Source organism: Serratia sp. TMDUHS_CL (assembly GCF_037137105.1).
Lineage (GTDB): Bacteria > Pseudomonadota > Gammaproteobacteria > Enterobacterales > Enterobacteriaceae > Serratia > Serratia nevei.
The window spans coordinates 1-25,326 of sequence record NZ_JBBBDV010000016.1 but is presented as its reverse complement, the minus strand read 5'-3'; the positions used below and the strand labels follow the sequence as shown (position 1 = coordinate 25,326).

21 protein-coding genes and 1 riboswitch are annotated in these 25,326 nt (G+C 60.1%); of the genes, 13 read left to right on the top strand and 8 right to left on the bottom strand.

The window, feature by feature from the left end; translation table 11 throughout:
• Positions 1 to 36: 36 nt before the first annotated feature.
• Positions 37 to 252 carry a 50S ribosomal protein L31 gene (gene rpmE / locus WCL58_RS22540; protein WP_004931078.1) on the top strand — a complete coding sequence of 72 codons (216 nt, stop codon included), beginning with the start codon at positions 37 to 39 and terminating at the stop codon, positions 250 to 252.
• A gap of 77 nt (positions 253 to 329) precedes the next feature.
• Here the strand turns inward: rpmE and metJ are convergent, their stop codons facing one another.
• A complete protein-coding gene (gene metJ / locus WCL58_RS22535; protein ID WP_006317756.1) occupies positions 330 to 647 on the bottom strand; it encodes a met regulon transcriptional regulator MetJ in 318 nt (105 codons plus the stop codon).
• Between the two features lie 304 nt (positions 648 to 951).
• Here metJ and metB point away from each other — a divergent pair, with 304 nt between their 5' ends.
• The 3 genes from metB (at position 952) to metF (ending at position 5,675) form a co-directional block, all read left to right on the top strand.
• The gene (metB, locus tag WCL58_RS22530; RefSeq protein ID WP_060448501.1) at positions 952 to 2,112 is read left to right on the top strand and encodes a cystathionine gamma-synthase; all 1,161 of its coding nucleotides are present in this window, start codon (positions 952 to 954) and stop codon (positions 2,110 to 2,112) included.
• A gap of 2 nt (positions 2,113 to 2,114) precedes the next feature.
• On the top strand, positions 2,115 to 4,550 hold the full coding sequence (locus WCL58_RS22525; protein WP_193158497.1) for a bifunctional aspartate kinase/homoserine dehydrogenase II: 2,436 nt from the start codon (positions 2,115 to 2,117) through the stop codon (positions 4,548 to 4,550).
• A gap of 228 nt (positions 4,551 to 4,778) precedes the next feature.
• Positions 4,779 to 5,675, top strand: a complete 897-nt coding sequence (gene metF / locus WCL58_RS22520; protein ID WP_089186590.1) for a methylenetetrahydrofolate reductase — start codon at positions 4,779 to 4,781, stop codon at positions 5,673 to 5,675.
• A gap of 110 nt (positions 5,676 to 5,785) precedes the next feature.
• Here the strand turns inward: metF and ppc are convergent, their stop codons facing one another.
• Together ppc and argE are read right to left on the bottom strand one after the other, a co-directional pair.
• A complete protein-coding gene (ppc, locus tag WCL58_RS22515; RefSeq protein WP_038872687.1) occupies positions 5,786 to 8,422 on the bottom strand; it encodes a phosphoenolpyruvate carboxylase in 2,637 nt (878 codons plus the stop codon).
• A 258-nt stretch (positions 8,423 to 8,680) separates the two neighbouring features.
• Positions 8,681 to 9,826, bottom strand: coding sequence for an acetylornithine deacetylase (gene argE / locus WCL58_RS22510; RefSeq protein WP_033649896.1), 1,146 nt, complete (start codon positions 9,824 to 9,826; stop codon positions 8,681 to 8,683).
• A 216-nt stretch (positions 9,827 to 10,042) separates the two neighbouring features.
• Between argE and argC the strand changes: the two genes are divergently transcribed.
• The 4 genes from argC to argH all read left to right on the top strand — a co-directional run bounded on the left by argC (position 10,043) and on the right by argH (position 14,529).
• Positions 10,043 to 11,047 (top strand): N-acetyl-gamma-glutamyl-phosphate reductase, encoded by a 1,005-nt coding sequence (gene argC / locus WCL58_RS22505; protein ID WP_025304655.1) that lies wholly within the window; start codon positions 10,043 to 10,045, stop codon positions 11,045 to 11,047.
• A gap of 20 nt (positions 11,048 to 11,067) precedes the next feature.
• Positions 11,068 to 11,841 (top strand): acetylglutamate kinase, encoded by a 774-nt coding sequence (gene argB, locus WCL58_RS22500; RefSeq protein WP_038872691.1) that lies wholly within the window; start codon positions 11,068 to 11,070, stop codon positions 11,839 to 11,841.
• A 25-nt stretch (positions 11,842 to 11,866) separates the two neighbouring features.
• Positions 11,867 to 13,087: an argininosuccinate synthase gene (locus WCL58_RS22495; protein WP_336851625.1), complete on the top strand. Its 1,221-nt coding sequence runs from the start codon at positions 11,867 to 11,869 to the stop codon at positions 13,085 to 13,087.
• 68 nt (positions 13,088 to 13,155) lie between these two features.
• Positions 13,156 to 14,529 (top strand): argininosuccinate lyase, encoded by a 1,374-nt coding sequence (gene argH / locus WCL58_RS22490; protein WP_336851624.1) that lies wholly within the window; start codon positions 13,156 to 13,158, stop codon positions 14,527 to 14,529.
• Between the two features lie 36 nt (positions 14,530 to 14,565).
• Here argH and WCL58_RS22485 read toward each other — a convergent pair whose 3' ends face one another.
• The 3 genes from WCL58_RS22485 to WCL58_RS22475 form a co-directional block, all read right to left on the bottom strand.
• Entirely contained in the window at positions 14,566 to 14,892 is a 327-nt protein-coding gene (locus WCL58_RS22485; RefSeq protein WP_060424959.1) for a type II toxin-antitoxin system HicB family antitoxin, read from the bottom strand.
• Between the two features lie 173 nt (positions 14,893 to 15,065).
• Complete coding sequence (locus tag WCL58_RS22480; RefSeq protein WP_336851623.1) at positions 15,066 to 16,514, bottom strand: dihydrolipoyl dehydrogenase; 1,449 nt, start codon at positions 16,512 to 16,514, stop codon at positions 15,066 to 15,068.
• A 72-nt stretch (positions 16,515 to 16,586) separates the two neighbouring features.
• The gene (locus tag WCL58_RS22475; RefSeq protein WP_019452251.1) at positions 16,587 to 17,318 is read right to left on the bottom strand and encodes a glutathione peroxidase; all 732 of its coding nucleotides are present in this window, start codon (positions 17,316 to 17,318) and stop codon (positions 16,587 to 16,589) included.
• A gap of 151 nt (positions 17,319 to 17,469) precedes the next feature.
• Here WCL58_RS22475 and oxyR point away from each other — a divergent pair, with 151 nt between their 5' ends.
• Positions 17,470 to 18,387 carry a DNA-binding transcriptional regulator OxyR gene (gene oxyR, locus WCL58_RS22470; RefSeq protein WP_033636422.1) on the top strand — a complete coding sequence of 306 codons (918 nt, stop codon included), beginning with the start codon at positions 17,470 to 17,472 and terminating at the stop codon, positions 18,385 to 18,387.
• On the opposite strand, the gene sthA is transcribed toward oxyR, so the two are convergent.
• Positions 18,370 to 19,767 (bottom strand): Si-specific NAD(P)(+) transhydrogenase, encoded by a 1,398-nt coding sequence (gene sthA, locus WCL58_RS22465; RefSeq protein WP_004931047.1) that lies wholly within the window; start codon positions 19,765 to 19,767, stop codon positions 18,370 to 18,372. The genes oxyR and sthA overlap by 18 nt on opposite strands.
• A gap of 218 nt (positions 19,768 to 19,985) precedes the next feature.
• Here sthA and fabR point away from each other — a divergent pair, with 218 nt between their 5' ends.
• Entirely contained in the window at positions 19,986 to 20,618 is a 633-nt protein-coding gene (gene fabR / locus WCL58_RS22460; protein WP_004931044.1) for an HTH-type transcriptional repressor FabR, read from the top strand.
• A gap of 15 nt (positions 20,619 to 20,633) precedes the next feature.
• A complete protein-coding gene (locus WCL58_RS22455; protein ID WP_049201879.1) occupies positions 20,634 to 21,005 on the top strand; it encodes a YijD family membrane protein in 372 nt (123 codons plus the stop codon).
• Positions 21,006 to 21,039: 34 nt separating this feature from the next.
• Here the strand turns inward: WCL58_RS22455 and trmA are convergent, their stop codons facing one another.
• On the bottom strand, positions 21,040 to 22,143 hold the full coding sequence (gene trmA / locus WCL58_RS22450; protein ID WP_336851622.1) for a tRNA (uridine(54)-C5)-methyltransferase TrmA: 1,104 nt from the start codon (positions 22,141 to 22,143) through the stop codon (positions 21,040 to 21,042).
• Positions 22,144 to 22,258: 115 nt separating this feature from the next.
• Positions 22,259 to 22,478, top strand: a riboswitch (cobalamin riboswitch).
• A gap of 69 nt (positions 22,479 to 22,547) precedes the next feature.
• Here trmA and btuB point away from each other — a divergent pair.
• Positions 22,548 to 24,425 carry a TonB-dependent vitamin B12 receptor BtuB gene (btuB, locus tag WCL58_RS22445; RefSeq protein WP_060424950.1) on the top strand — a complete coding sequence of 626 codons (1,878 nt, stop codon included), beginning with the start codon at positions 22,548 to 22,550 and terminating at the stop codon, positions 24,423 to 24,425.
• Positions 24,370 to 25,233, top strand: a complete 864-nt coding sequence (murI, locus tag WCL58_RS22440) for a glutamate racemase (RefSeq protein ID WP_060424947.1) — start codon at positions 24,370 to 24,372, stop codon at positions 25,231 to 25,233. The genes btuB and murI overlap by 56 nt, the downstream gene beginning before the upstream one ends.
• Positions 25,234 to 25,326: the final 93 nt, after the last annotated feature.

The window sequence follows — 25,326 nt, the reverse complement described above, 5'->3', positions numbered from 1 at the left end:
GGCTGGATAGCGACACGGCCTTAACTGAGGTTTCCCATGAAACAAGGTATCCACCCAAAATACGAAGAAGTTACTGCTAACTGCTCTTGCGGTAACGTGATGAAGATCCGCTCCACCGTGGGCCACGATCTGAACCTGGACGTTTGTGGCGCATGCCACCCGTTCTACACTGGCAAGCAGCGTGACGTTGCTACCGGTGGCCGCGTTGACCGCTTCAACAAGCGTTTCAGCGTACCAGGCGCTAAGAAATAAGATTTCTTATCGTCCGATGAAAAAGGCGCCTTTGGCGCCTTTTTTCGTTTCTGCCGCCGGCGTTCGCCGGACGGTTCTCAATATTCCCAGGTATCGGGATCGACACCCAGTTCGCGCATCAACACTTTTGCGGCTTCCGGGATTTCATCGCTGCGCTCTTTGCGCAGGTCTTCATCGTTCGGCAGCGGCTGGCCGGTAAAGGCATGCAGAAACGCTTCGCACAGCAGTTCGCTGTTGGTGGCGTGGCGCAGGTTGTTCACCTGGCGACGGGTCCGTTCGTCGGTGAGGATTTTCAGGACCTTCAGCGGAATGGATACCGTGATCTTTTTGACTTGCTCGCTTTTTTTACCGTGTTCAGCGTAAGGGCTGACATACTCGCCGTTCCACTCAGCCATGGGACACCTTAACTTTGTCAGAAAAATTACAAAATTCTAAAAACCGGCCAATTATGCCCGATCTTCACTGTTCTCACTAAATAAATGTCAATTTTACGCGACCAGGGTCACTGAATGCCCCGCCTCGGCCGGACATTGTGGCTTAACATCTTATCGTCATGTCATATCGGCATAATTTTAGCGGGTATTGTGCCATTGCTCAATCTATACGCAGAGAAGTTTAGATGTCCAGATGTATTGACGTCTATCAATCCTGCGATTACTCTTTAGGCCTCATTCACCGAACCGAGAGCCGAGCGAGCCCATGACGCGTAAACCAGCCACGATTGCCGTACGCAGCGGCCTGAACGACGACGAACAGTATGGCTGCGTTGTCCCGCCGATTCATCTGTCCAGCACCTATAACTTTACCGACTTCAACCAACCCCGAGCCCATGATTACTCGCGCCGCGGCAACCCGACGCGCGACGTGGTGCAACGCGCGTTGGCGGAGCTGGAAGGCGGCGCCGGCGCGGTGATGACCGGCAGCGGGATGTCGGCGATCCATCTGGTGACCACCGTGCTGCTGAAGCCGGGCGATCTGCTGGTGGCGCCGCACGACTGCTACGGCGGCAGCTATCGGTTGTTCGACAGCCTGAGCAAGCGCGGCGCCTATCGCGTGCTGTTCGTCGATCAGGGTAATGAAGAAGCCCTGCAGCAGGCGCTGGCGCAAAAGCCGAAGCTGGTGCTGATTGAAAGCCCCAGCAATCCGCTGCTGCGGGTGGTGGACATCGCGGCGATCTGCGCCGCCGCACACGCGGCGGGCGCGTTGACGGTGGTGGACAACACCTTCCTCAGCCCGGCCCTGCAACAGCCGATCGAACTCGGTGCCGATCTGGTGGTCCATTCTTGCACCAAATACCTGAACGGGCATTCGGACGTGGTGGCCGGCGCGGTGATTGCCAAAGATCCCGAGCTGGCGGTCGAATTGGCCTGGTGGGCGAACAATATCGGCGTGACCGGCGGCGCGTTCGACAGCTATCTGCTGCTGCGCGGCATGCGCACGCTGTCGCCGCGCATCAAGGCGGCGCAGCAAAACGCCGAAGCGATTGTCGGCTATTTACAGCAGCAACCGCTGGTGAAAAAGCTGTATCATCCTTCCCTGCCGGAAAACCCGGGGCATGAGATCGCCCGCCGGCAGCAGCGTGGCTTCGGCGCGATGCTGAGTTTTGAACTGGACGGCGATGAAGCGGTGCTGCGCCGTTTTCTCTCTGCCCTTGAGCTGTTTACTCTGGCAGAATCGCTGGGCGGCGTAGAAAGCCTGATCTCGCATGCAGCGACCATGACCCACGCCGGCATGGCGGCGGAGGCGCGGGCAGCGGCCGGCATTTCCGAGAGCCTGCTGCGCATTTCCGTGGGTATTGAAGACAGTGAAGATTTGATTGCCGATCTGGAACGCGCTTTCCAGGCGGCGGCAACGAGGTAAGCATGAATGCAATTGCTGTAGCAGGGCCGGTGAGCGGGCGTCAACTGCACAAGTTTGGCGGCAGCAGTCTGGCGGATGTGAAGTGTTATCTGCGTGTGGCCGGGATTATGGCGGAATACAGCCAGCCGGGCGACATGATGGTGGTATCGGCCGCCGGCAGTACCACCAACCAGTTGATCAACTGGCTGAAGCTCAGCCAGAGCGATCGGCTGTCTGCGCACCAGGTGCAGCAGACGTTGCGCCGCTATCATAGCGATCTTATCGGCGGCCTGCTGCCGGCGGAAAGCGCCGAGCCGCTGATCGCCGAGTTCATTCAGGATCTGGAACGTCTGGCGGTGCTGCTGGACGGCAAAGTCGACGAGGTGTGCTATGCCGAAGTGGTCGGGCACGGCGAGATCTGGTCGGCGCGCCTGATGGCGGCGGTGCTCAACCACCTGGATATGCAGGCGGCCTGGCTGGATGCGCGTGATTTCCTGCGCGCCGAGCGCGCCGCGCAGCCGCAGGTGGATGAAGGCCGTTCTTATCCGCTGCTGCAACAATTGTTGGCCCAACATCCGGGCAAGCGCCTGGTGGTGACCGGCTTCATTTCGCGCAACGACGCCGGGGAAACCGTGCTGTTGGGGCGCAACGGCAGCGACTATTCAGCCACTCAGGTCGGCGCGTTGGCCGGCGCGGCGCGCGTCACCATCTGGAGCGACGTGGCCGGGGTATACAGCGCCGACCCGCGCAAGGTGAAAGACGCCTGCCTGCTGCCGTTGCTGCGCCTGGACGAAGCCAGCGAGCTGGCGCGCCTGGCGGCGCCGGTGCTGCATACCCGCACCCTGCAGCCGGTCTCCGGCAGCGATATCGATCTTCAGCTGCGCTGCAGCTACCAGCCGGAGCAGGGCTCGACGCGCATCGAGCGCGTATTGGCGTCCGGCACCGGCGCCAAGATTGTCACCAGCCACGACGACGTGTGTCTGATTGAGCTGCACGTCGCCGCTCAGCACGACTTCAAACTGGCGCAGAAAGAGTTGGATCTGGTGCTCAAGCGCGCACAGATCAAACCGCTGGCGGTGGGCATCCATCCTGACCGCAATCGGATACAGCTGTGCTACACCTCCGAGGTGGTCAACAGCGCGCTGGCGACCCTGCAGGCCTCGGCGCTGCCGGGTGAACTGCACCTGCGCGAAGGGTTGGCGCTGGTGGCGATGGTCGGCGCCGGGGTATGCAAGAACCCGCTGCACAGCCACCGTTTCTATCAGCAACTGAAAGATCAGCCGGTCGAGTTTATCTGGCAGGCCGAAGATGGCATCAGCCTGGTGGCGGTATTGCGCCAGGGGCCGACCGCTCTGCTGATTCAGGGGCTGCACCAAAGCCTGTTCCGTGCCGAGAAGCGCATCGGTCTGGTGCTGTTCGGCAAGGGCAACATCGGGTCGCGCTGGCTGGAGCTGTTCGCCCGTGAGCAGACCAATATCTCCGCGCGCAGCGGCTTCGAATTTATCCTGGCGGGGGTGGTGGACAGCCGCCGCAGCCTGCTGAACTACGACGGGCTGGATGCCAGCCGTGCATTGGCGTTCTTTGAGGACGAGGCGCAGGAACTTGACGAAGAGTCGCTGTTCCTGTGGATGCGCGCGCACCCGTTCGACGATCTGGTGGTGCTCGATGTGACCGCCAGTGAAGAGCTGGCCGGGCAGTATCTGGATTTCGCCAGCTACGGTTTCCACGTGATCGGCGCCAACAAGCTGGCGGGCGCCTCGTGCAGCGATACCTATCGCCAAATTCGCGACGCCTTCGCCAAAACCGGCCGCCACTGGCTGTATAACGCTACCGTCGGCGCCGGGCTGCCGGTCAACCATACGGTGCGCGATCTGCGCGACAGCGGCGACAGCATTTTGGCGATCAGCGGCATCTTCTCCGGCACGCTTTCCTGGCTGTTCTTGCAGTATGACGGCACGGTGCCGTTTACCGAACTGGTGGATCAGGCCTGGCAGCAGGGGCTGACCGAACCGGATCCGCGGGTCGATCTCTCCGGTCAGGACGTGATGCGCAAGCTGGTGATCCTGGCGCGCGAAGCGGGCTACGACATCGAACCGAACCAGGTGCGGGTCGAGTCGCTGGTGCCGGCGGGCTGCGAGCTGGGCTCCGTCGATCAGTTCTTCGAGAACGGCGAGGCGCTGAACCAGCAGATGCAGCAGCGCTTTGAGGCCGCCAGCGAAATGGGCCTGGTGTTGCGTCACGTGGCGCGTTTCGATGCCAACGGCAAGGCGCGGGTCGGCGTGGAGGCGGTGCGTCCTGAGCATCCGCTGGCCTCGCTGCTGCCGTGCGACAACGTGTTCGCCATCGAAAGCCGCTGGTATCGCGATAATCCGCTGGTGATCCGCGGGCCGGGCGCCGGCCGCGACGTGACCGCCGGCGCGATCCAGTCAGACCTTAACCGGTTGGCACAGCTGCTTTAATCCTCTGCGGGCGCGGGTTCACCGCGCCCCTTTGCTTTTCCTGCCATACTTATCCCTGCCGCCGTCATGAAATTCCCTCGTTGAGCGGGTGAAGATTAATCATCTTATTCCCCTCATTTTCCTGTTGACTCTTTAGCCAACATGCGGCATTTTCTATCTAGACGTCTAAACGTATAGACGCTCATCAAAATGAAATAAAAACAGTGATCGATAAGAGGTGAGCAGGGTATGAGCTTTTTCCACGCAAACCAGCGGGAAGCGCTGAATCAGAGTCTGGCGGAGTTGAACGGCCAGATTAACGTATCATTCGAGTTCTTCCCGCCGCGCACCAGCGAGATGGAAGAGACCCTGTGGCAGTCGATCGATCGTCTGAGCATCCTCAAACCCAAATTCGTTTCCGTCACCTACGGTGCCAACTCCGGCGAGCGCGATCGCACCCACAGCATCATCAAGGGGATCAAGGAGCGCACTGGCCTGGAGGCGGCGCCGCACCTGACCTGCATCGACGCCAGCCCGGCGCAGCTGCGCGACATCGCGACCGATTACTGGAACAGCGGCATCCGCCATATCGTGGCGCTGCGCGGTGATCTGCCGCCGGGCGCCGGCAAGCCGGAAATGTACGCGACCGATCTGGTGGCGCTGCTGAAAGACGTGGGTGACTTCGATATTTCCGTCGCTGCCTACCCGGAAGTGCACCCGGAGGCGAAGAGCGCCCAGGCCGATTTGATTAACCTGAAACGTAAGATCGATGCCGGCGCCAGCCGCGCCATCACCCAGTTCTTCTTCGACGTTGAGAGCTACCTGCGCTTCCGCGACCGCTGCGTCGCCGCCGGTATCGACGTGGAAATCGTGCCGGGCATTCTGCCGGTGTCCAACTTCAAGCAGCTGCAGCGCTTCGCCACCATGACCAACGTGCGGGTGCCAAGCTGGATGACCAGCATGTTCGAAGGGCTGGACGACGATGCGGAGACCCGCAAAATGGTCGGTGCCAACATCGCCATGGACATGGTGAAGATCCTCAGCCGCGAAGGGGTGAAAGATTTCCACTTCTATACGCTGAACCGCGCCGAGATGAGCTACGCCATCTGCCACACGCTGGGCGTGCGCCCGGTGGCCGCCGCCTGACAGGCTTGTTCCATTGAAAAAGGGCGTCGCTTTACCGCGGCGCCCTTTTTTTGTGGGGAAGACAAGACATAAAAAAACGGCCCCGATAAACGGGGCCGCGATTAGGCTCACTAGCCGGTGTTGCGCATCCCGGCGGCGACGCCGGCGATGGTGACCATCAGCGCCTGCTCGACGCGGGCGTCCGGCTGCTCCTGCTGACGCGAACGATGCAGCAGCTCGGCCTGCAAGACGTTCAGCGGGTCGGTATAAACGTTGCGCAGCGCGATGGATTCGGCGATCCACGGCAGGTCTTCCATCAGGTGCGCATCGTTGGCGATGGTCAGCACCACCTTGATGTCGCTTTCCAGCTGATCGCGCAGCTGTTGGCCCAGCGGCCACAGCGATTTATCCACCAGGCGCTGATCGTAGTATTCCGCCAGCCACAGGTCGGCTTTGGCGAACACCATTTCCAGCATGGCGATGCGGGTGGAGAAGAACGGCCAGTCGCGACACATCGCCTCCAGCTCCGCCTGCTTGCCGGCTTTCACCGCTTCCTGCAATCCGGCACCGGCGCCGAGCCAGGCCGGCAGCATCAGGCGGTTCTGCGTCCAGGCGAAGATCCACGGAATGGCGCGCAGGCTTTCCACGCCGCCGTTCGGCTTGCGTTTGGCCGGGCGTGAGCCCAGCGGCAGTTTACCCAGTTCCAGTTCCGGCGTGGCCGCGCGGAAGTAAGGCACGAAGTCCGGGTTTTCACGCACGTAGCCGCGATACATTCGGCAGGAGGTCTCGGACAGATCGTCCATCAACGCCCGCCATTCTTTCTTCGGTTCCGGCGGCGGCAGCAGGTTGGCCTCGAGGATCGCGCCGGCATACAGCGCCAGGCTGCTGATGGTGACTTCCGGCAGGCCGAATTTGAAGCGGATCATCTCGCCCTGTTCGGTGACGCGCAGGCCGCCCTTCAGGCTGCCTGGCGGCTGCGACAGCAGCGCCGCATGCGCCGGTGCGCCGCCGCGGCCGATGGAGCCGCCGCGCCCATGGAACAACGTCAGCGCCACGCCGGCTTTTTCACAGGTTTTGATCAACGCGTCCTGCGCACGGTACTGCGCCCAGGAAGCGGCCATCACGCCGGCGTCTTTCGCCGAGTCGGAGTAGCCGATCATTACCATCTGTTTGCCCTGAATAAAGCCGCGATACCAGTCGATGTTCAGCAGCTGGGTCATTACGTCGTCGGCGTTGTTCAGATCGTCGAGGGTTTCGAACAGCGGAGCGACCGGCAGCGCGAACGGGCAGCCGGCCTCTTTCAGCAGCAGGTGCACCGCCAGCACGTCGGAAGGCGTGCGCGCCATCGAAATCACGTAGGCGGCGATCGAGCCCTGCGGCGCTTCGGCGATCACCCGGCAGGTTTCCAGCACTTCCTGCGTGTCGGCGCTCGGTTGCCACTTAAGCGGCACCAGCGGGCGTTTGGAGTTCAGTTCGCGGATCAGGAACGCCTGTTTATCGGCTTCCGACCAGCTTTCATAGTCGCCCAGCCCCAGGTAGCGGGTCAGCTCGGCGATGGCTTCGGTATGGCGGGTGCTTTCCTGGCGCACGTCGATGCGCACCAGCGGCACGCCGAAGCAGCGCACGCGGCGCAGGGTATCCAGCAGCTGACCGTTGGCGATGATGCCCATACCGCAGGCCTGCAGCGATTGGTAGCAGGCATACAGCGGCTCCCACAGCTGCTCGTTGTTCACCAGCAGGTCGTGCGGCTTCAGCACGCGTTCGCCCTTCAGACGGCCTTCCAGATAGGCCTGGGAGCTCATCAGCTGGCTGCGCAGCTGCTTCATGATTTCGCGGTACGGTTCCTGCACCTCGTCACCGCCGGCGCGGGCGCGCAGCTCCGGGGTGCATTCGGTCATCGACAGCTCGGAGACCAGCACCTGGATATCGCGGGTGAACAGGTCGCAGGCTTTCCAGCGGCTGAGCAGCAGCACATGGCGGGTGATTTCGGCGGTCACGTTCGGGTTGCCGTCGCGGTCGCCGCCCATCCAGGAGGTGAAGCGCACCGGTACCGCTTCCGCCGGCAGGCTGTAATTGATGGAGTTTTCCAACTGCTCGTTGAACTCGCGCAGGAACGCCGGCACGCCTTCCCACAGGCTGTTTTCTACCACCGCGAAGCCCCATTTGGCTTCGTCGATCGGGGAGGGGCGATGTTTGCGAATTTCATCGGTGTGCCACGACTGGGCCACCAGCTGGCGCAGGCGGCGCATGATCTTGTTGCGCTCGTAGTCGGCCAGATCGTTGTGATCGAGCTGGCTGAGGCAGGTATTCACCTCCACCAGCTTGTGGATCAGGGTGCGGCGGGTGATCTCCGTCGGGTGCGCCGTCAGCACCAGCTCGATGGAAAGTTGCGACACCGCGTGCTGCAGCTCTTTGTCGCTGAGCTTTTTGTCTTTGAGGCGGCTGAACAGCTGCGCCAGCGCTTCCGGGTTGCTGGCGGCTTCGCCGTTGGGCGAAATGCTGTGGTACTGCTCGGCGACGTTGGTCAGGTTGAGGAACTGGCTGAAGGCGCGCGCCACCGGCAGCAGCTCGTCGTTGGACAGGTTCTGCAGGGTGGAGAGCAGCTCCTGGCGATGCGCTTCGTTGCCGGCGCGTGAAGATTTGGAAAGCTTACGGATGGTCTCAACGCGATCGAGAATATGCTCGCCCAGCGCTTCTTTGATGGTATCGCCGAGCAATTTGCCGAGCATACTGACATTACTGCGCATTGCCGAATATTGTTCGTTCATATAACCCCTGACCCAGTTCTGTATGATTTTTATCTTGTAAATAAATTTCACGCGTCAGGCGCAGACCGCCCGCCTGATCACATCGCGTTCCTGTCCAATCGTCAATTGACACTATTTTTAGCAAAAAAACATCAAAATCGGCGCATTTTCTGAAATTTAATTACGCCGCGTCGGTTATCAGCGTGGCTTATTTCGCCGTTTTCTACTTATTTTGAGGTAGGGGAAAGCATAAAGCATTTCCCCTGCTAAATGTCGGGTTTATTGCCGGCAAAAGTGATTGACCAGCTGGCCCAACAGTTTGCGCGTCGGTTCGATAAACGCGGTGTCGATATATTCGTCCGGCTGGTGGGCCTGATCGATGGAACCGGGGCCGAGCACCAACGTCGGGCAAACCTGCTGCACGAACGGCGCTTCGGTGCAGTAGTTGACCACCTGCGTGCGGGTGCCCAGTAGTTCCTCGATCACCGCCACCATGCGGTGGTCGGTCGGGCATTCGTAACCCGGCACCGACGCGTGCAGCTCTTCGATGGTCAGGCGGCCCGGCCAGCGTTGGCTCACCGGCTCCAATGCCTGATGCATCAGCTCGTTGATGTTGTCGAGCGTCATGCCGGGCAACGGGCGGATATCCAGGTGCAGCTCACAGCAGGCGCAGATGCGGTTGGCCGCGTCGCCGCCGCTGATATGGCCGAAGTTCATGGTGGGATAAGGCACGGCGAACGCCGGGTTGTTGTAGCGCTCCTGCAGGGTTTTGCGCAGCTCCATCAGGCGGCCGATGGATTCGTGCATCAGATCGATGGCGTTGACGCCGCGCGCCGGATCGCTGGAATGGCCGGACTGGCCGACGATGCGAATGGCGTTGGCCATGTGGCCCTTGTGTGCGCGCACCGGCTGCAGCGAGGTTGGTTCGCCGATGATGGCGAAATCCGGCCGAATGGCGGTGGAGGCGGCGAAATAACGTGCGCCGGCCATCGTCGTTTCTTCATCTGCGGTAGCCAGAATGTACAGCGGCTTGGTCAGTTTGCTCGCGTCGATGTCGCGCACCGCATCCAGAATAAAGGCGAAGAAGCCTTTCATGTCGGCGGTGCCCAGGCCGTAGAGCTTGTTGTCGTGCTCGGTCAGGGTGAAGGGATCGCGCGTCCAGCGGCCTTCGTCGTAAGGCACCGTATCGGTATGGCCGGCCAGCAGCAGGCCGCCGCTGCCTTCGCCGATGCTGGCCAGCAGGTTGAATTTGTGGCGCGATTCCGGCACCGGCTGTACGTCGACGCGAAAGCCCAGGTCGGCAAACCATCCGGCCAGCAAGTTGATTAACGCCTCATTGCTCTGATCGAGGCCGGCATCGGTGGCGCTGATCGACTTCGTTGCGATCAACGCCCGGTACAGCTCAATAAATGGAGGTAATTTCATCTTCACTGTTGACAGCCTTTGGTTAGGATAGTATCAATATTCATGCATTTATTTTGAATAAAAATACAGTAAGCCGAAGCGTAAGGGAACCCGATACCCGGATGTTTATAAAAGCATCAACGCCTGGCTCCGTGGGTGAACGGCGCAACAACGCTGGCTAGCCCTGTTACCTGGGTCGCAAGCGACCGCACGTCAGTTTAGAAGGTGAAAGGCCACATGTTGAATACGCTGATCGTTGGTGCCAGCGGTTACGCCGGAGCGGAGCTCACGGCTTACCTGAATCGCCACCCACACATGAACATAACCGCTTTAGCGGTTTCAGCGCAAAGTGCAGATGCAGGAAAGTTGCTTTCCGATCTCCATCCCCAGTTGAAAGGCATCGTCGATCTGCCGCTGCAGCCGTTGACCGACGTTGCCAAGGCGGCGCAGGGCATCGACGTGGTGTTCCTCGCCACCGCCCATGAAGTCAGCCACGATATCGCACCGGCCTTCCTGGCGGCGGGCTGCGTGGTGTTCGATCTGTCGGGCGCCTTCCGCGTGCAGGACGCCGGTTTTTATAGCCAGTACTACGGTTTTGAACATCAGCATGGCGCCCTGCTGGAGCAGGCGGTGTACGGCCTGGCGGAATGGCAGAGCGACAAGATTAAACAGGCGCAGCTGATTGCCGTGCCGGGCTGTTACCCGACGGCGGCGCAGCTGGCGCTGAAGCCGTTGATCGAGAAGCAGCTGCTGAACCTCGACCAGTGGCCGGTGATCAACGCCACCAGCGGCGTCAGCGGCGCCGGTCGTAAGGCCAGCATGACCACCAGCTTCTGCGAAGTGAGCCTGCAGCCGTACGGTATTTTCACTCATCGGCACCAGCCGGAGATCGCCGCGCACCTGGGCGTGCCGGTTATCTTTACGCCGCACCTGGGCAACTTCCCGCGCGGTATCCTTGAAACCATCACCTGCCGCCTGAAGGCCGGCGTGACCGCGCAGGACGTCGCGGCCGCCTATCATGCCGCCTATGACGACAAGCCGCTGGTGCGGTTATACGACCAGGGCGTGCCAGCGCTGAAAGCGGTGGTGGGGCTGCCGTTCTGCGACATCGGTTTTGCGGTGCAGGGCGAGCATCTGATCGCCGTAGCGGTGGAAGATAACCTGCTGAAAGGCGCGGCGGCGCAGGCGGTGCAATGCCTGAATATCCGTTTCGGCTTCCCGGAAACCCAGTCACTCCTTTAAACCAGCGTGAGTAAACAGCAATGAACCCGTTAATTATCAAGTTAGGTGGCGTGTTATTAGACAGTGAAGAAGCGCTGGAGCGCCTGTTTACCGCGCTGGACAGCTACCGGCAGCAGCATCAGCGCCCGCTGGTGATCGTGCACGGCGGCGGCTGCGTGGTGGACGAACTGATGAAGCAGCTCTCTTTGCCGGTGGTGAAAAAGAACGGCCTGCGGGTCACGCCGGCCGATCAGATCGACATCATCACCGGCGCGCTGGCCGGCACCGCCAACAAAACGCTGCTGGCGTGGGCGATTAAACATCAAATCAACGCCGTCGGCCTGAGCCTGGCGGATGGCGGCAGCGCGGTCGTGACCCCGCTCGATCCGGCATTGGGCCACGTCGGCAACGCGCAGCCCGGTTCGCCCGCGCTGCTCAATACCCTGCTGAGCGCCGGCTACCTGCCGGTGGTCAGCTCCATCGGCATCACCGCCGAAGGGCAGTTAATGAACGTGAACGCCGATCAGGCGGCGACGGCGCTGGCGGCGACGCTGGGGGCGGATCTGATCCTGCTGTCGGACGTCAGCGGCATCCTCGACGGCAAGGGGCAACGCATTGCGGAAATGACGGCGCAAAAAGCGGAACAACTGATCGCGCAAGGCATCATCACCGATGGTATGGTGGTGAAGGTGAATGCGGCGCTCGACGCGGCCCGCACCCTCGGCCGCCCGGTGGATATCGCCAGCTGGCGCCATGCCGATCAGCTTCCTGCTTTGTTTAACGGCGTGTCGATTGGCACCCGGATCCTCGCTTAATTTTAGAATTAGAAAGGAATAGATCATGCAAAACCAAAGCATCAAAAAAATCGTTCTGGCGTACTCCGGCGGCCTGGATACCTCGGCCATCATTCCATGGCTGAAAGAGAACTACGGCGGCTGTGAAGTGGTGGCGTTCGTGGCGGACATCGGTCAGGAGCGCAGCGATCTGGAAGGCGTGGAGCAAAAAGCCCTGCAGTCCGGTGCCTCTGAATGTCACGTGGTGGATCTGCGTGAAGAATTTATCCGCGATTACGTTTATCCAGTGCTGCAGACCGGCGCCCTGTACGAAGGCAGCTACCTGCTGGGCACGTCGATGGCGCGGCCGATCATCGCCAAGGCGCAGGTTGAGCTGGCGTTGAAAGTGGGCGCCGACGCGCTGTGCCACGGTGCGACCGGCAAAGGCAATGACCAGGTGCGTTTCGAGACCACCTACACCGCGCTGGCGCCGCAGCTGAAAGTGGTGGCGCCGTGGCGTGAGTGGAACCTGCGTTCCCGTGAAGCGCTGTTGGATTACCTGAAAGAGCGCAACATTCCGACCACCGCGTCGCTGGAAAAAATCTACAGCCGCGATGAGAACGCCTGGCACATCTCCACCGAAGGCGGCGTGCTGGAAAGCCCGTGGAATGCGCCGAACAAAGATTGCTGGGTATGGACCGTCGATCCGCAGGAAGCGCCGGATCAGCCTGAGCAGGTGACCGTTACCGTTGAGAAAGGCCGCGTTGTGGCGGTTAACGGTAAAGCGCTGTCGCCTTACCAGTGCCTGGAAACCCTGAACGCGCTGGGTGCCAAGCACGGCGTCGGCCGTATCGACATCGTGGAAAACCGCCTGGTGGGCATCAAATCCCGCGGCTGCTATGAAACCCCGGGAGGCACCATCATGGTGGCGGCGCTGCGCGCCGTCGAACAGCTGGTGTTGGATCGCGACAGCTTCAAATGGCGCGAGCAGCTGGGCCTGGAGATGTCCTATGTGGTGTACGACGGCCGCTGGTTCGCGCCGCTGCGCCGCTCGCTGCAGGCTTCTGCCGAAGCGCTGGCGGAAGAGGTGAACGGCGAAGTCGTGCTGCAGCTGTACAAAGGCCAGGTGACGGCGACCCAGAAGAAATCGGCCAACAGCCTGTACTCCGAAGAGTTCGCCACCTTCGGCGAAGACGAAGTTTACGATCACAGCCACGCGGGCGGCTTTATTCGCCTGTTCTCTCTGTCTTCACGCATCCGCGCGTTGAACGAGAAAAAGAATAAATAATCGATTGGCGTGACTCTGCAAGGGCGCAGCATGCTGCGCCCTTTCGCATAAAAATTCAGGAGTAAGATATGGCACTTTGGGGCGGACGGTTCACTCAGGCGGCGGATCAGCGGTTCAAGCAACTCAACGATTCGCTGCGGTTCGATTATCGCCTGGCGGAGCAGGATATCGTGGGCTCGGTGGCCTGGTCGAAGGCGCTGGTGACCGTTAACGTGTTGACGGCAACGGAGCAACAGCAGCTGGAGCAGGCGCTGAATGCGCTACTGACGGAGGTCCAGGCCGACCCTTTGGCGATCGTCCAAAGCGATGCCGAAGACATCCACAGCTGGGTGGAGCAGAAGCTGATCGAGAAGGTCGGTGATTTGGGCAAGAAGCTGCACACCGGCCGCAGCCGCAACGATCAGGTCGCGACCGATCTGAAGCTGTGGTGCAAACAGCAGATCGGCGATCTGCATCAGGCGATCGTCCAGCTGCAGCAGGCGCTGGTGGAGACCGCCGAAGCCAACCAGGATGCGGTGATGCCGGGGTATACCCACCTGCAACGCGCGCAGCCGGTGACTTTCGCGCACTGGTGCCTGGCCTATGTCGAGATGCTGGCGCGCGATGAGAGCCGTCTGCAGGATACCCTGAAACGGCTGGACGTCAGCCCGCTGGGCAGCGGCGCGCTGGCCGGCACCGCTTATCCTATCGATCGCGAGCAGCTGGCCGGCTGGCTGGGCTTCGCCTCGGCGACCCGCAACAGCCTGGACAGCGTATCCGATCGCGATCACGTGCTGGAGCTGCTGTCCAACGCCGCCATCAGCATGGTGCACCTGTCGCGCTTCGCCGAAGATCTGATCTTCTTCAACAGCGGCGAAGCGGCGTTTGTCGAGCTGTCCGACCGCGTGACCTCCGGCTCTTCGTTGATGCCGCAGAAGAAAAACCCGGACGCGCTGGAGCTGATCCGCGGCAAATGCGGCCGCGTACAGGGCGCGCTGACCGGTATGATGATGACGCTGAAAGGCCTGCCGCTGGCGTACAACAAAGACATGCAGGAAGACAAAGAAGGGCTGTTCGACGCGCTCGACACCTGGATGGACTGCCTGCAGGTGGCGGCGCTGGTGCTGGACGGCATCCAGGTGAAACGCCCGCGCTGCCAGGAAGCGGCGGAGCAGGGCTATGCCAATGCCACAGAGCTGGCGGATTACCTGGTCGCCAAGGGCGTGCCGTTCCGCGAAGCGCACCACATCGTCGGCGAGGCGGTGGTAGAAGCGATTCGCCAGGGTAAACCGCTGGAAGCGCTGCCGCTGGCGGACTTGCAGCAGTTTAGCGCGACGATCGGCGACGACGTTTACCCGATCCTGGCGTTGCAATCCTGCCTGGACAAGCGTGCGGCCAAAGGTGGCGTCGCACCGCAGCAGGTGGCCGCGGCAATCGCCGCAGCGAAACAGCGTTTGGCCTGACGACGACAAGGGCGGCCCGGCGCCGCCCTTGAACCTTTACCCCGCCAGACGTGCACACAGATAGCGGTTCAGGCTCACGCCTTCCTCCATCGCGCCGAGCGCCAGCCGGCGATGCTGTTCCGGCGTCATGCGCAGCACCAGTTTTCCGCTGAAGTTCTTTTCCGCCAGCGCCTGCGGCGGCGTTTCGCCTTGCGCCAGCATATCGGCGATCGTTTCGCTCACGACTTTTTCGATACCCTCCAGTGCGCCGGTACGCGTGGCCGCCAGCCAGGACAACGAGGGGAATTCGGCGCACAGCCCGACATATTCACGATCTTCCGCTGACCAGGTGATGCGATAGGTATAGTGTTCATGCCTTTCCATGTTCTTCCTCCATTCTGGCTCCTTTCTTCATTTTAGTATCAATATTGGTATCATTTTAATGTCGGCGCATAAAAAATGAGCGCAGAAGGGCCGTGAGGCAAGAGGAGGGAGGGAAGTGCTGTGCAAGAAAACCGGGCCTGAAGGCCCGGTGGGGATGAACGGAGAATGAGAGGTTATTCGCCCGGGCAGCGCTGGCAGCGCTCGATTTCGGCCGTGCCGAGTTTGAGCTTCGCCTGCAGATCGCGCAGCGCGGTGCGCAAACCTTCTTCGATCACCGGATGATAGAACGGCATGTCCAGCATCTGATCGACGGTCATCTGCTGCTGGTGAGCCCAGGCCAGCAGGTGTGCGATGTGTTCGGCGTCCGGTCCGATCATTTCCGCGCCGAGGAAACGGCCGGTGCCTTGCTCGCCGTAGAGGTGCAGAATGCCTTTGTTGCGCAGCATCACCCGCGAGCGGCCCTGATTCTCAAACGAGACGTTGCCCACTTCAAAGCAGCCGCAGGCACTGAACTTCTCGCTCAGCTCGCGGAAGGTTGAGCCGACCATGGCGATCTGCGGATCGGAGAACACCACCGAAATCGCGCTGCGGCGCAGGCCCGGGTTGATCTCCGGGAAGCTGCCGGCGTTGGCGCCGGCGATACGTGCCTGATCGCTGGCCTCGTGCAGCAGCGGCAGTTGGTTGCTGGCGTCGCCAGCGATGAAAATATGCGGCACGCTGGTTTGCATCGTCAGGCGGTCGGCCAGCGGTACGCCTCGGGCGTCGAGTTGCAAGCCGGTATTTTCGAGGCCCAGCCGATCGACGTTGGGGCGGCGGCCGGTGGCGGCCAGCACGTAGTCCACCAGGATCTCCTGCGGTTGGCCCTGCAGGTTCCGATAGCGGATAAACACCTTGTCGCCTTCGCGCTGCATCATCTCTACCTTCACGTCGGCGTCGAGATAGAACTCTTCCCCCAGTGCTTTGGCGGCGTAGTCGCGCACGGCGCTGTCGGTGAGCGGCCCGACTGCACCGCCGATGCCGAAGACCTTGGTGTCGACGCCGAGGCGGTGCAGCGCTTGCCCCAGCTCGAGCCCGATGACGCCGGGACCGAATACCGCTACGGACTGCGGCAAATCATCCCAGTTGAACAGGTCGTCGTTGACGATCAGACGATCGCCCAGTTCGCTCCACGGCGCCGGCCAGCTGGGGCGGGAGCCGGTGGCGATCACAATGCGCTGCGCCACGATGCGCGTATGGTCATCGACCTGCAGCGTGTTGTCGTCGATAAAGCGGGCATAGCCCTGAATTTTGTCGCCGGCCGGGATCTCGTCCACGCCTTCCAGCACGAAACCGACGAAGCGATCGCGTTCGCGCTTGACGCGCGCCATCACTTCACGTCCGTCGATGCGGGTTTTACCGGTTGGGTGCACGCCAAAGCCCGGCGCGCGTTCGATTTGATGCACCGCTTCGGCAGCGGCGATCAGCAACTTGGATGGCATACAGCCAACGCGCGCACAGGTGGTGCCGTAAGGCCCGCCTTCGATCATCACCACGCTGGGGGTAGACAGTTTGGCCGCGCGATAGGCGCCGAGCCCTGCGGTGCCGCCGCCGATGACCGCGACATCAACGTTCAACAGTTTCATATCCGCTCCTGAAAGGTAAAAAAAGGGCGGGCCGTAGCCCGCCAAAGTTCACGTTGGCTTTGTTATTACTTATTAAGCTGACAGGAAAGTTTCCAGATCGTCGCTGCCACCGATGTGACGGCCGCCGATGAACACTTGCGGCACCGTGGCGCGGCCGCTGACGGCGCGCAGGCTGACGGTGGTGGCGTCTTTGCCCAGCACGATCTCTTCATACTGAATGCCGCGTTCTTGCAGCATCTGTTTGGCTTTGGCGCAGAATGGGCAGCCTGGTTTGGTGAACAGGGAGACCGACTCCTGCACTTTGAATTCCGGCGCCAGGTATTTCAGCATGGTGTCGGCGTCGGACACCTCAAACGGGTCGCCCGGTTTGTTCGGTTCGACGAACATTTTCTCGACCACGCCGTCGCGCACCAGCATCGAGTAGCGCCATGAACGTGGGCCAAAGCCCAGATCCGCTTTCTCGACCAGCATGTTCATGCCTTTGGTGAATTCACCGTTGCCGTCCGGCACGAAGGTGATGTTTTCCGCATGCTGATCGGCTTTCCAGGCGTTCATCACGAAGGTGTCGTTCACCGAGACGCACAGAATACCGTCGACACCGTGCTGTTTGAATACGCTGGACAGCTCGTTGTAGCGCGGCAGATGGCTCGAAGAGCAGGTCGGCGTGAACGCGCCCGGCAGCGAGAACACGATGACCGTTTTGTTTTTGAACAGGTCATCAGTGGTCACATCAATCCATTGGTCGCCCTGACGGGTGTGGAAAGTAACCTGAGGAACTTTCTTGCCTTCTTGACTGGTAAACATTGATTAACCCCTTAATTAGGAAAAGTAATTTTTAGCATTTAGCGCGATATCGCTTCGTTGGGACACATTATTGTCGCTGGGGCTTGATAGATCTAATCGCTCATTGCTATCTTATCTATCGCCATGAGCTATCATGGAATGGAGGGAAACAATGAATATTCGTGATTTAGAGTATCTGGTCGCCTTGGCCGAGCACCGGCACTTCCGCCGTGCGGCCGATTCATGCCATGTGAGCCAGCCCACGCTGAGCGGGCAGATCCGCAAGCTGGAAGACGAGTTGGGCGTCATGCTGCTCGAGCGCACCAGCCGCAAGGTGCTGTTCACCCAGGCGGGTCTGTTGCTGGTGGAGCAGGCGCGTACCGTGCTGCGCGAAGTGAAAGTATTGAAGGAGATGGCCAGCCAGCAGGGCGAAGCCATGTCCGGGCCGCTGCACATCGGCCTGATCCCGACCGTGGGGCCTTATCTGCTGCCGCAGATCATCCCGACGCTGCACAAAACTTTCCCGAAACTGGAAATGTACCTGCACGAAGCGCAAACCCAGCAACTGCTGGCGCAACTCGACAGCGGCAAATTGGACTGCGCCATTCTGGCATTGGTGAAGGAAACCGAGGCGTTTATCGAAGTGCCTCTGTTCGATGAACCGATGAAGCTGGCGGTGTATTCCGATCACCCGTGGGCGCAGCGCGAGCGCGTGGCGATGCCGGATTTGGCGGGAGAGAAGCTGCTGATGCTGGAAGATGGCCACTGCCTGCGCGATCAGGCGATGGGCTTCTGCTTCCAGGCGGGCGCGGATGAGGATACCCACTTCCGCGCCACCAGTCTGGAAACGCTGCGCAATATGGTCGCGGCCGGCAGCGGCATTACCCTGCTGCCGTCACTGGCGGTGCCGCCGCAGCGCGAACGCGACGGCGTCTGCTATCTGGATTGCTACAAGCCGGAACCGAAGCGCACCATCGCGTTGGTGTATCGCCCCGGTTCCCCACTGCGCAGCCGTTATGAGCAGTTGGCCGAAGCGATCCGCGAGCACATGCAGGGCTACATCGACAACGCGTTAAAACAGGCGGTTTAAGCCGTTAAGCGCCGCCACCCGGTAGGCTTCGGCCATGGTCGGATAGTTGAAGGTCGTATTAACGAAATACTCGATAGTATTGCCTTCACCTTTCTGTTCCATGATCGCCTGACCGATGTGGATGATCTCCGCCGCACGCTCGCCGAAGCAGTGGATCCCGAGGATCTGCAGGGTGTCGCGATGGAACAGGATCTTCAGGCTGCCGACGTTCATCCCGGCGATCTGCGCGCGCGCCAGATGTTTGAACTGGGCGCGGCCCACTTCATACGGCACCTTCATCGCCGTCAGTTCCTGCTCGGTTTTGCCGACGGAGCTGATTTCCGGAATGGTGTAGATGCCGGTCGGGATATCTTCGATTAAGTGACCGCTGGCTTCGCCGGAAGCGATCGCCTGCGCGGCGATGCGGCCCTGATCGTAGGCGGCGGAAGCCAGGCTCGGATAGCCGATCACGTCACCGACCGCGTAGATGTGCGACAGCGCGGTTTGGTACATGCTGTTCACCTTCAGCAGCCCGCGGCTGTCCGATTCCAGGCCGACGTTTTCCAACCCCAGCGAATCGGTGTTGCCGGTACGGCCGTTGGCGTACAGCAGGCAGTCCGCTTTCACCTTCTTGCCGGATTTCAGGTGTACGATCACGCCGTCTTCGGTGCCTTCAATCTTCTCGAACTCCTCGTTGTGGCGGATCACCACGCCGTTGTTCCAGAAGTGGTAAGAGAGCGAATCCGACATCTCCTGATCGAGGAACGCCAGCAGGCGATCGCGAGTGTTGATCAGATCCACCTTGACGTTCAGGCCGCGGAAGATAGACGCGTATTCGCAGCCGATCACCCCGGCGCCGTAAATGATCACGTGGCGCGGTTCATGGCTCAGCTCGAGAATGGAATCGCTGTCGTAGATGCGCGGGTGATTGAAATCGACGCTGGCCGGATGGTAAGGGCGCGAGCCGCAGGCGATCACGATGTGGTCGGCGCGGATGGTGTCCTGGGTGCCGTCCATGTAGCTGACGCTGACGGTGTTGGCGTCGATGAAGCGCGCGTCGCCGGCGAACAGTTTGCACTGGTTCCGCTCATAGAAGCCTTGGCGCATGCGGGTCTGCTGGCTGATGACGTTATCGGCGTGGCGTAAAATGTCAGGGAAGGTCGCGCTGAGCGTGCGCGAGTTGTTGTAAAGCGGGTTCTGGTTGAATTCGATAATGCGGCTGACGGCGTGGCGGAGGGCTTTGGAAGGGATGGTGCCCCAGTGGGTACATCCGCCGCCTACGTTGTTGTACCGTTCGATAACGGCCACGCGGGCGCCCTGTTTCACCAGCCCCATGGCGGCACCTTCACCACCAGGGCCCGAGCCAATCACAATGGCATCAAATTGATAGTGCTGTTGCATGTAGGAGAGACCTGTTTTTTTATACAAGATTACAACGGTATCTTAACATCATAGCGCTGCTCACCCAATCACCATTAGGCTTTTTGAGGCAAAGCACAATCGGCTCAGGGCGGAAGTGTGATAGAGCGCGTTAGTATAAATGCTGTTGCAATAAAATTTGCTATATTGCCGAGTCTAGGGCGTTAGACTGAGAGAATGGAACCTATCCGGATATGCATATGGGCGTCAGAGCACAACAAAAAGAACGGACTCGTCGTTCCCTGATCGAAGCCGCATTCAGCCAGCTGAGCGCCGAACGCAGCTTCGCCAGCCTGAGCCTGCGGGAAGTTTCACGCGAGGCGGGCATCGCGCCCACGTCGTTTTACCGCCATTTCCGCGATGTGGATGAGCTGGGGCTGACCATGGTGGACGAAAGCGGCCTGATGCTGCGTCAGTTGATGCGCCAGGCGCGCCAACGCATCGCCAAGGGCGGCAGCGTGATCCGCACTTCGGTGTCCACCTTTATGGAATTTATCGGCAACAACCCGAACGCCTTCCGCCTGCTGCTGCGCGAGCGCTCCGGCACGTCGGCGGCATTCCGTGCGGCGGTGGCGCGCGAGATCCAGCATTTCATCGCCGAACTGGCGGACTACCTCGAGTTGGAAAATCACATGCCGCGCAGCTTTACCGAAGCGCAGGCGGAAGCGATGGTCACCATCGTGTTCAGCGCCGGCGCGGAAGCGCTGGATATCGACGTCGAGCAGCGGCAGCAGCTGGAAGAACGGCTGGTGCTGCAGCTGCGGATGATCTCCAAAGGGGCGTATTACTGGTATCGTCGCGAACAAGAAAAAGCTTCTGTGTCCCACGTATAAAAAAGGTAAAAAATGATGGAAAAACCAGGCCGTGAAAATGGCACCTTACTGCTGGCGTTGATTGCCGGCCTTTCGATCAACGGTTCGTTTGCCGCGCTGTTCAGCTCGGTGGTGCCGTTTTCGATCTTCCCGCTGATCGCGTTGGTGCTGGCGGTGTACTGCCTGCATCAGCGTTACCTGAACCGCGCCATGCCGGACGGCATGCCGAAGCTGGCGGCGGCCTGTTTCCTGCTGGGGCTGCTGATGTACAGCGCCATCGTGCGCGCAGAATACCCGCAGATCGGTTCCAACTTCCTGCCGTCGGTAATCTGCGTGGCGTTGGTGCTGTGGATCGGAGTCAAACTGAAGGCGCGCAAGGCGCCGGATGCGCCGACTCAAGAGTCGTAATGCAACGGGGCGCCATGATGGCGCCCCTGTCGTATCAGCAGCGCTTTTCCAGCAGCACGCCGCATTCCATGTGATGGGTATACGGGAACTGATCGAACAGCGCCAGGCGGCTGACCCGGTGCGTGGCCTGCAGCGTTTCCAGGTTGGCGCACAGCGTTTCCGGGTTGCATGAGATATACAGAATGCGCGGGTAGGCCTGCACCATCTTCACCGTTTCATCGTCCAGCCCGCTACGCGGCGGATCGACGAAAATTGTCTCGCAGTTGTAACCGCTCAGATCGATGCCCTTCAACCGGTTGAATTCGCGCACCCCGTTCATCGCCTGGGTGAAATCTTCCGCCGCCATGCGGATGATCTGCACATTGTCGATATGGTTGGCAGCGATGTTGTATTGCGCCGCCGCCACCGACGGTTTGGCGATCTCGGTCGCCAGCACGCGCTCGAAATTGCGCGCCAGCGCCAGCGAGAAGTTGCCGTTGCCGCAATACAGCTCCAGCAAATCGCCTTTGGAACCGGCGGTCACCGCCAGCGCCCATTCCAGCATCTGCACGTTCATGGCCGCGTTGGGCTGAGTGAAGCTGTTTTCCACCTGGCGGTAGATCATGTCGCGGCCGGCGACCGGCAGCACTTCGTCAACATAATCCTGGTCGAGCATGATTTTGGTCTTCGACGCCCGGCCGATCAGCTGCAGATCGAAACCCTGAGCGCGCAGTTCGTCACGCAGCTGCTCGGCGCGCCGTTGCCAAACGTCATCCAGCTTGCGGTGGTACAGCAGCGAGGCGATGATTTTGCCGCTTTGCGTCGACAGATAATCGATCTGGAACAGCTTGTGGCGCAGGATCGGCTCCGGTTTCAGCGCGGCGAGCAGGGCGCTCATCAGGCGGTTGATCAGTTCGCTGGCGGCCGGGAATTGATCGACGCGAATACGCTGCTTGGTCTGCTGATCGAACATGATGTGGTACATGTCGTCCGCGTCGTGCCAGATGCGGAATTCGGCGCGCATGCGGTAGTGGTCGACTGGCGAGCGGAACACTTCCGGCTCGGGCGCCGCGAACGGTGACATCAACGTCTTCAGGCGGGCGACTTTCTCCGCCAGTTGGTCATCGTAACGTTCAATAGGCAAATTCTCGGGCGTCATGTGTGTCTTCTCGTCAGGCAAATTTGATCAGCGGGGATTGTAGGGAATCAGCCCGTGAAGTCCAGTTTTGTCGCGTTTATTATTTGTAACATTAGTAGCAGTCTAGACATCTATTTTCATTGATCGTAGCATTGCCGTCCGGCCTCAAGCAGCGAGTGAAAAGGGAATCCGGTGTGAATCCGGAGCTGACGCGCAGCGGTAAGGGGAAGTCACGGCGATAGCGTTTCGACGCAGACACTGTCCACTGCAGGATGGGAAGTCATCGCCCGTTGCCGGTCGCACCCCGCGGCCCGCAAATCCCAAGCCCGAAGACCTGCCGGTGTTACGTCGCAATGTCCGTGGCCGTCGCGAACTACCGGCCATGATCCTGCGGCATCCGCCAATTAAGTTTGGATGCTTTTCTCATGACAATTACAAAAAATACGCTGCTGGCGGTGGTCTCCTCCGTCACGGCTTTTTCTGGATGGGCGCAAGACAACACGACAGCCACGAATGGCGATAACCTGGTGGTGACCGCCAACCGCTTCCCGCAGCCGGTTTCTTCCGTGCTGGCGCCGACTTCTATCGTCACCCGTAACGATATCGATCGTTGGCAGGCCAAGAGCCTGACCGACGTGATGCGCCGTTTGCCGGGCGTGGACATCGGCCAAAACGGCGGGCTGGGGCAAAAGAGCTCACTGTTTATTCGCGGCACCAACTCCAGCCATGTCTTGGTATTGATCGACGGCATTCGCCTTAACCAGGCGGGCGTCAGCGGCTCTTCCGATCTCAGCCAAATCCCGATTTCGCTGGTGCAGAAAGTCGAATACATTCGCGGCCCGCGCTCGGCGGTGTACGGTTCCGACGCCATCGGTGGTGTGGTCAACATCATCACCACGCGTGAAAAGAACGGTACTACGCTCTCTGCAGGCGTCGGCTCCAACGGCTATCAGGCCTATGACGCGTCGACCCAGCAACAGCTGGGCGATAGCACCGTGGCGACGGTGGCAGGGAATTACACTTATACCAAAGGGTATGATGTGGTGGCTGAAGGCAACACCAGCATTCCGCAGCCCGATCGCGATGGCTTCATGAGCAAATCGCTATATGGGGCGGTACAGCACCGGTTCAACGAGCAAATCAGCGGCTTTGTGCGTGGATATGGCTACGACAACCGTACGGGCTACGACGGCTTTTATTCTTACGATAAAAATTTCAATATCACCGGTCTGCCGGATACGCGCAAACTGTATAGTCAAACTTGGGACACCGGGTTGCGCTATCAGGAAGGGATTTACGCCACGCAGTTAGTGGGAAGCTATAGCCACAGCAAAGACTACAATTACGATCCGCGCAAAGGGCAGTATGCGATCTCCTCCAGCCTGGATGATTCGGAGCAATACAATCTGCAGTGGGGCAATACTTTCAAGGTGGCTCAAGGCACCGTCAGTGCGGGTGCCGACTGGCAGGATCAACAGATCAAACCGGGCACCGCGTCCGTCAGCCGCGAGAGAAGCCAGCGCAATACCGGCATCTATCTGACCGGGCAGCAACTGGTGGGGCCGGTGACGCTTGAGGCTGCCGCGCGCGGCGACGATAATTCGGAGTTCGGCTGGCACGGCACGTGGCAAACCAGCGCGGCCTGGGAGTTCATCGAAGGATACCGCTTCATCGCTTCCTATGGCACCGCGTTTAAAGCGCCAAACATGAACCAGCTGTTTAGTACCACTTATGGCAATAGCAACTTGAAGCCGGAAGAAAGCAAACAGTGGGAAGGCGGCTTCGAAGGTTTGACCGGGCCGGTGACCTGGCGCGTTTCCGGTTATCGCAACGACATTGATAACCTGATTGACAGCGATCCGGTGAGTTACCGTTATTACAATATCGGTAAGGCGACCATTAAGGGCGTAGAGGCCACCGCTTCTTTTGAAACCGGTCCGTTGACGCATCAGATTGGTTACGATTATGTCGACCCGCGCAATGCTAAAACCAACGAAGTGCTGCTGCGCCGCGCGAAACAACAGGTGAAATATGAGCTGGATTGGCAGCTGTACGACTTTGACTGGGCAGTGACCTATCAATACTTAGGTGAGCGCTACGACAAGGATTATGGCGTTTATCCAAGCCCGACGGTTAAACTTGGCGGAGTGAGCCTGTGGGATCTCGCAGTTTCGTATCCGGTCACATCTCATCTGACAGTTCGTGGTAGAATTGCCAACCTGTTTGATAAAGATTATGAGACGGCCTATGGCTACGCTACTCCAGGAAGAGAATACTACCTCACTGGAAGCTATACCTTCTAACAGCACCGCCACACCTCGCCCGACGGTGCTGGTTTTCGATTCCGGCGTCGGCGGGCTGTCGGTATATCAAGAGATTCGGCAGTTGCTGCCGGATCTCCACTATATATACGCTTTCGACAACGTGGCGTTCCCCTACGGCGAGAAGTCCGAAGAGTTTATCGTTGAGCGCGTGGTGGAGATTGTCGGCGCAGTGCAGCAGCGGCATCCTCTGGCGATTGTCGTCATTGCCTGTAACACGGCCAGCACCGTCTCTTTGCCGGCCCTGCGCGAGCGCTTCAGTTTCCCGGTCGTGGGCGTGGTACCCGCCATCAAGCCTGCCGCCCGTCTTACCGTCAATGGCATTGTCGGCCTGTTGGCGACTCGCGGCACCGTACAGCGCAGCTACACCCACGAACTGATTTCCCGTTTCGCTACCGACTGCAAGATTGAGCTGCTGGGCTCTTCAGAGCTGGTGGAGCTGGCGGAGGCCAAGCTGCACGGCGAAGCCGTGCCGCTGCCGGTGCTGAAGAAGATCCTGCATCCGTGGCTGAGCATGCGCGAGCCGCCGGATACCGTCGTGCTGGGCTGCACTCATTTTCCTCTATTAGCTGAAGAGCTGATGCAGGTGTTGCCGGAAGGCACCCGGCTGGTGGATTCCGGTGCGGCGATTGCCCGTCGTACCGCCTGGCTCATCTCGACGCAGGAAAATCTGGTCTCGAGCCAGGAAGAGAATCTGGCGTATTGCATGGCGCTAAATGAAGATACTGACGCTTTATTGCCCGTTTTGCAGGGCTACGGCTTTAAATCGTTGAAAAAACTGCCGCTTTAACGGTGTTTTGGTTAAACATTCAACGGTCGGAAAAAATATTGAAAATAGGGGTTGCGGCCCGCCGAGAACTCCCTATAATGCGCCTCCACTGAC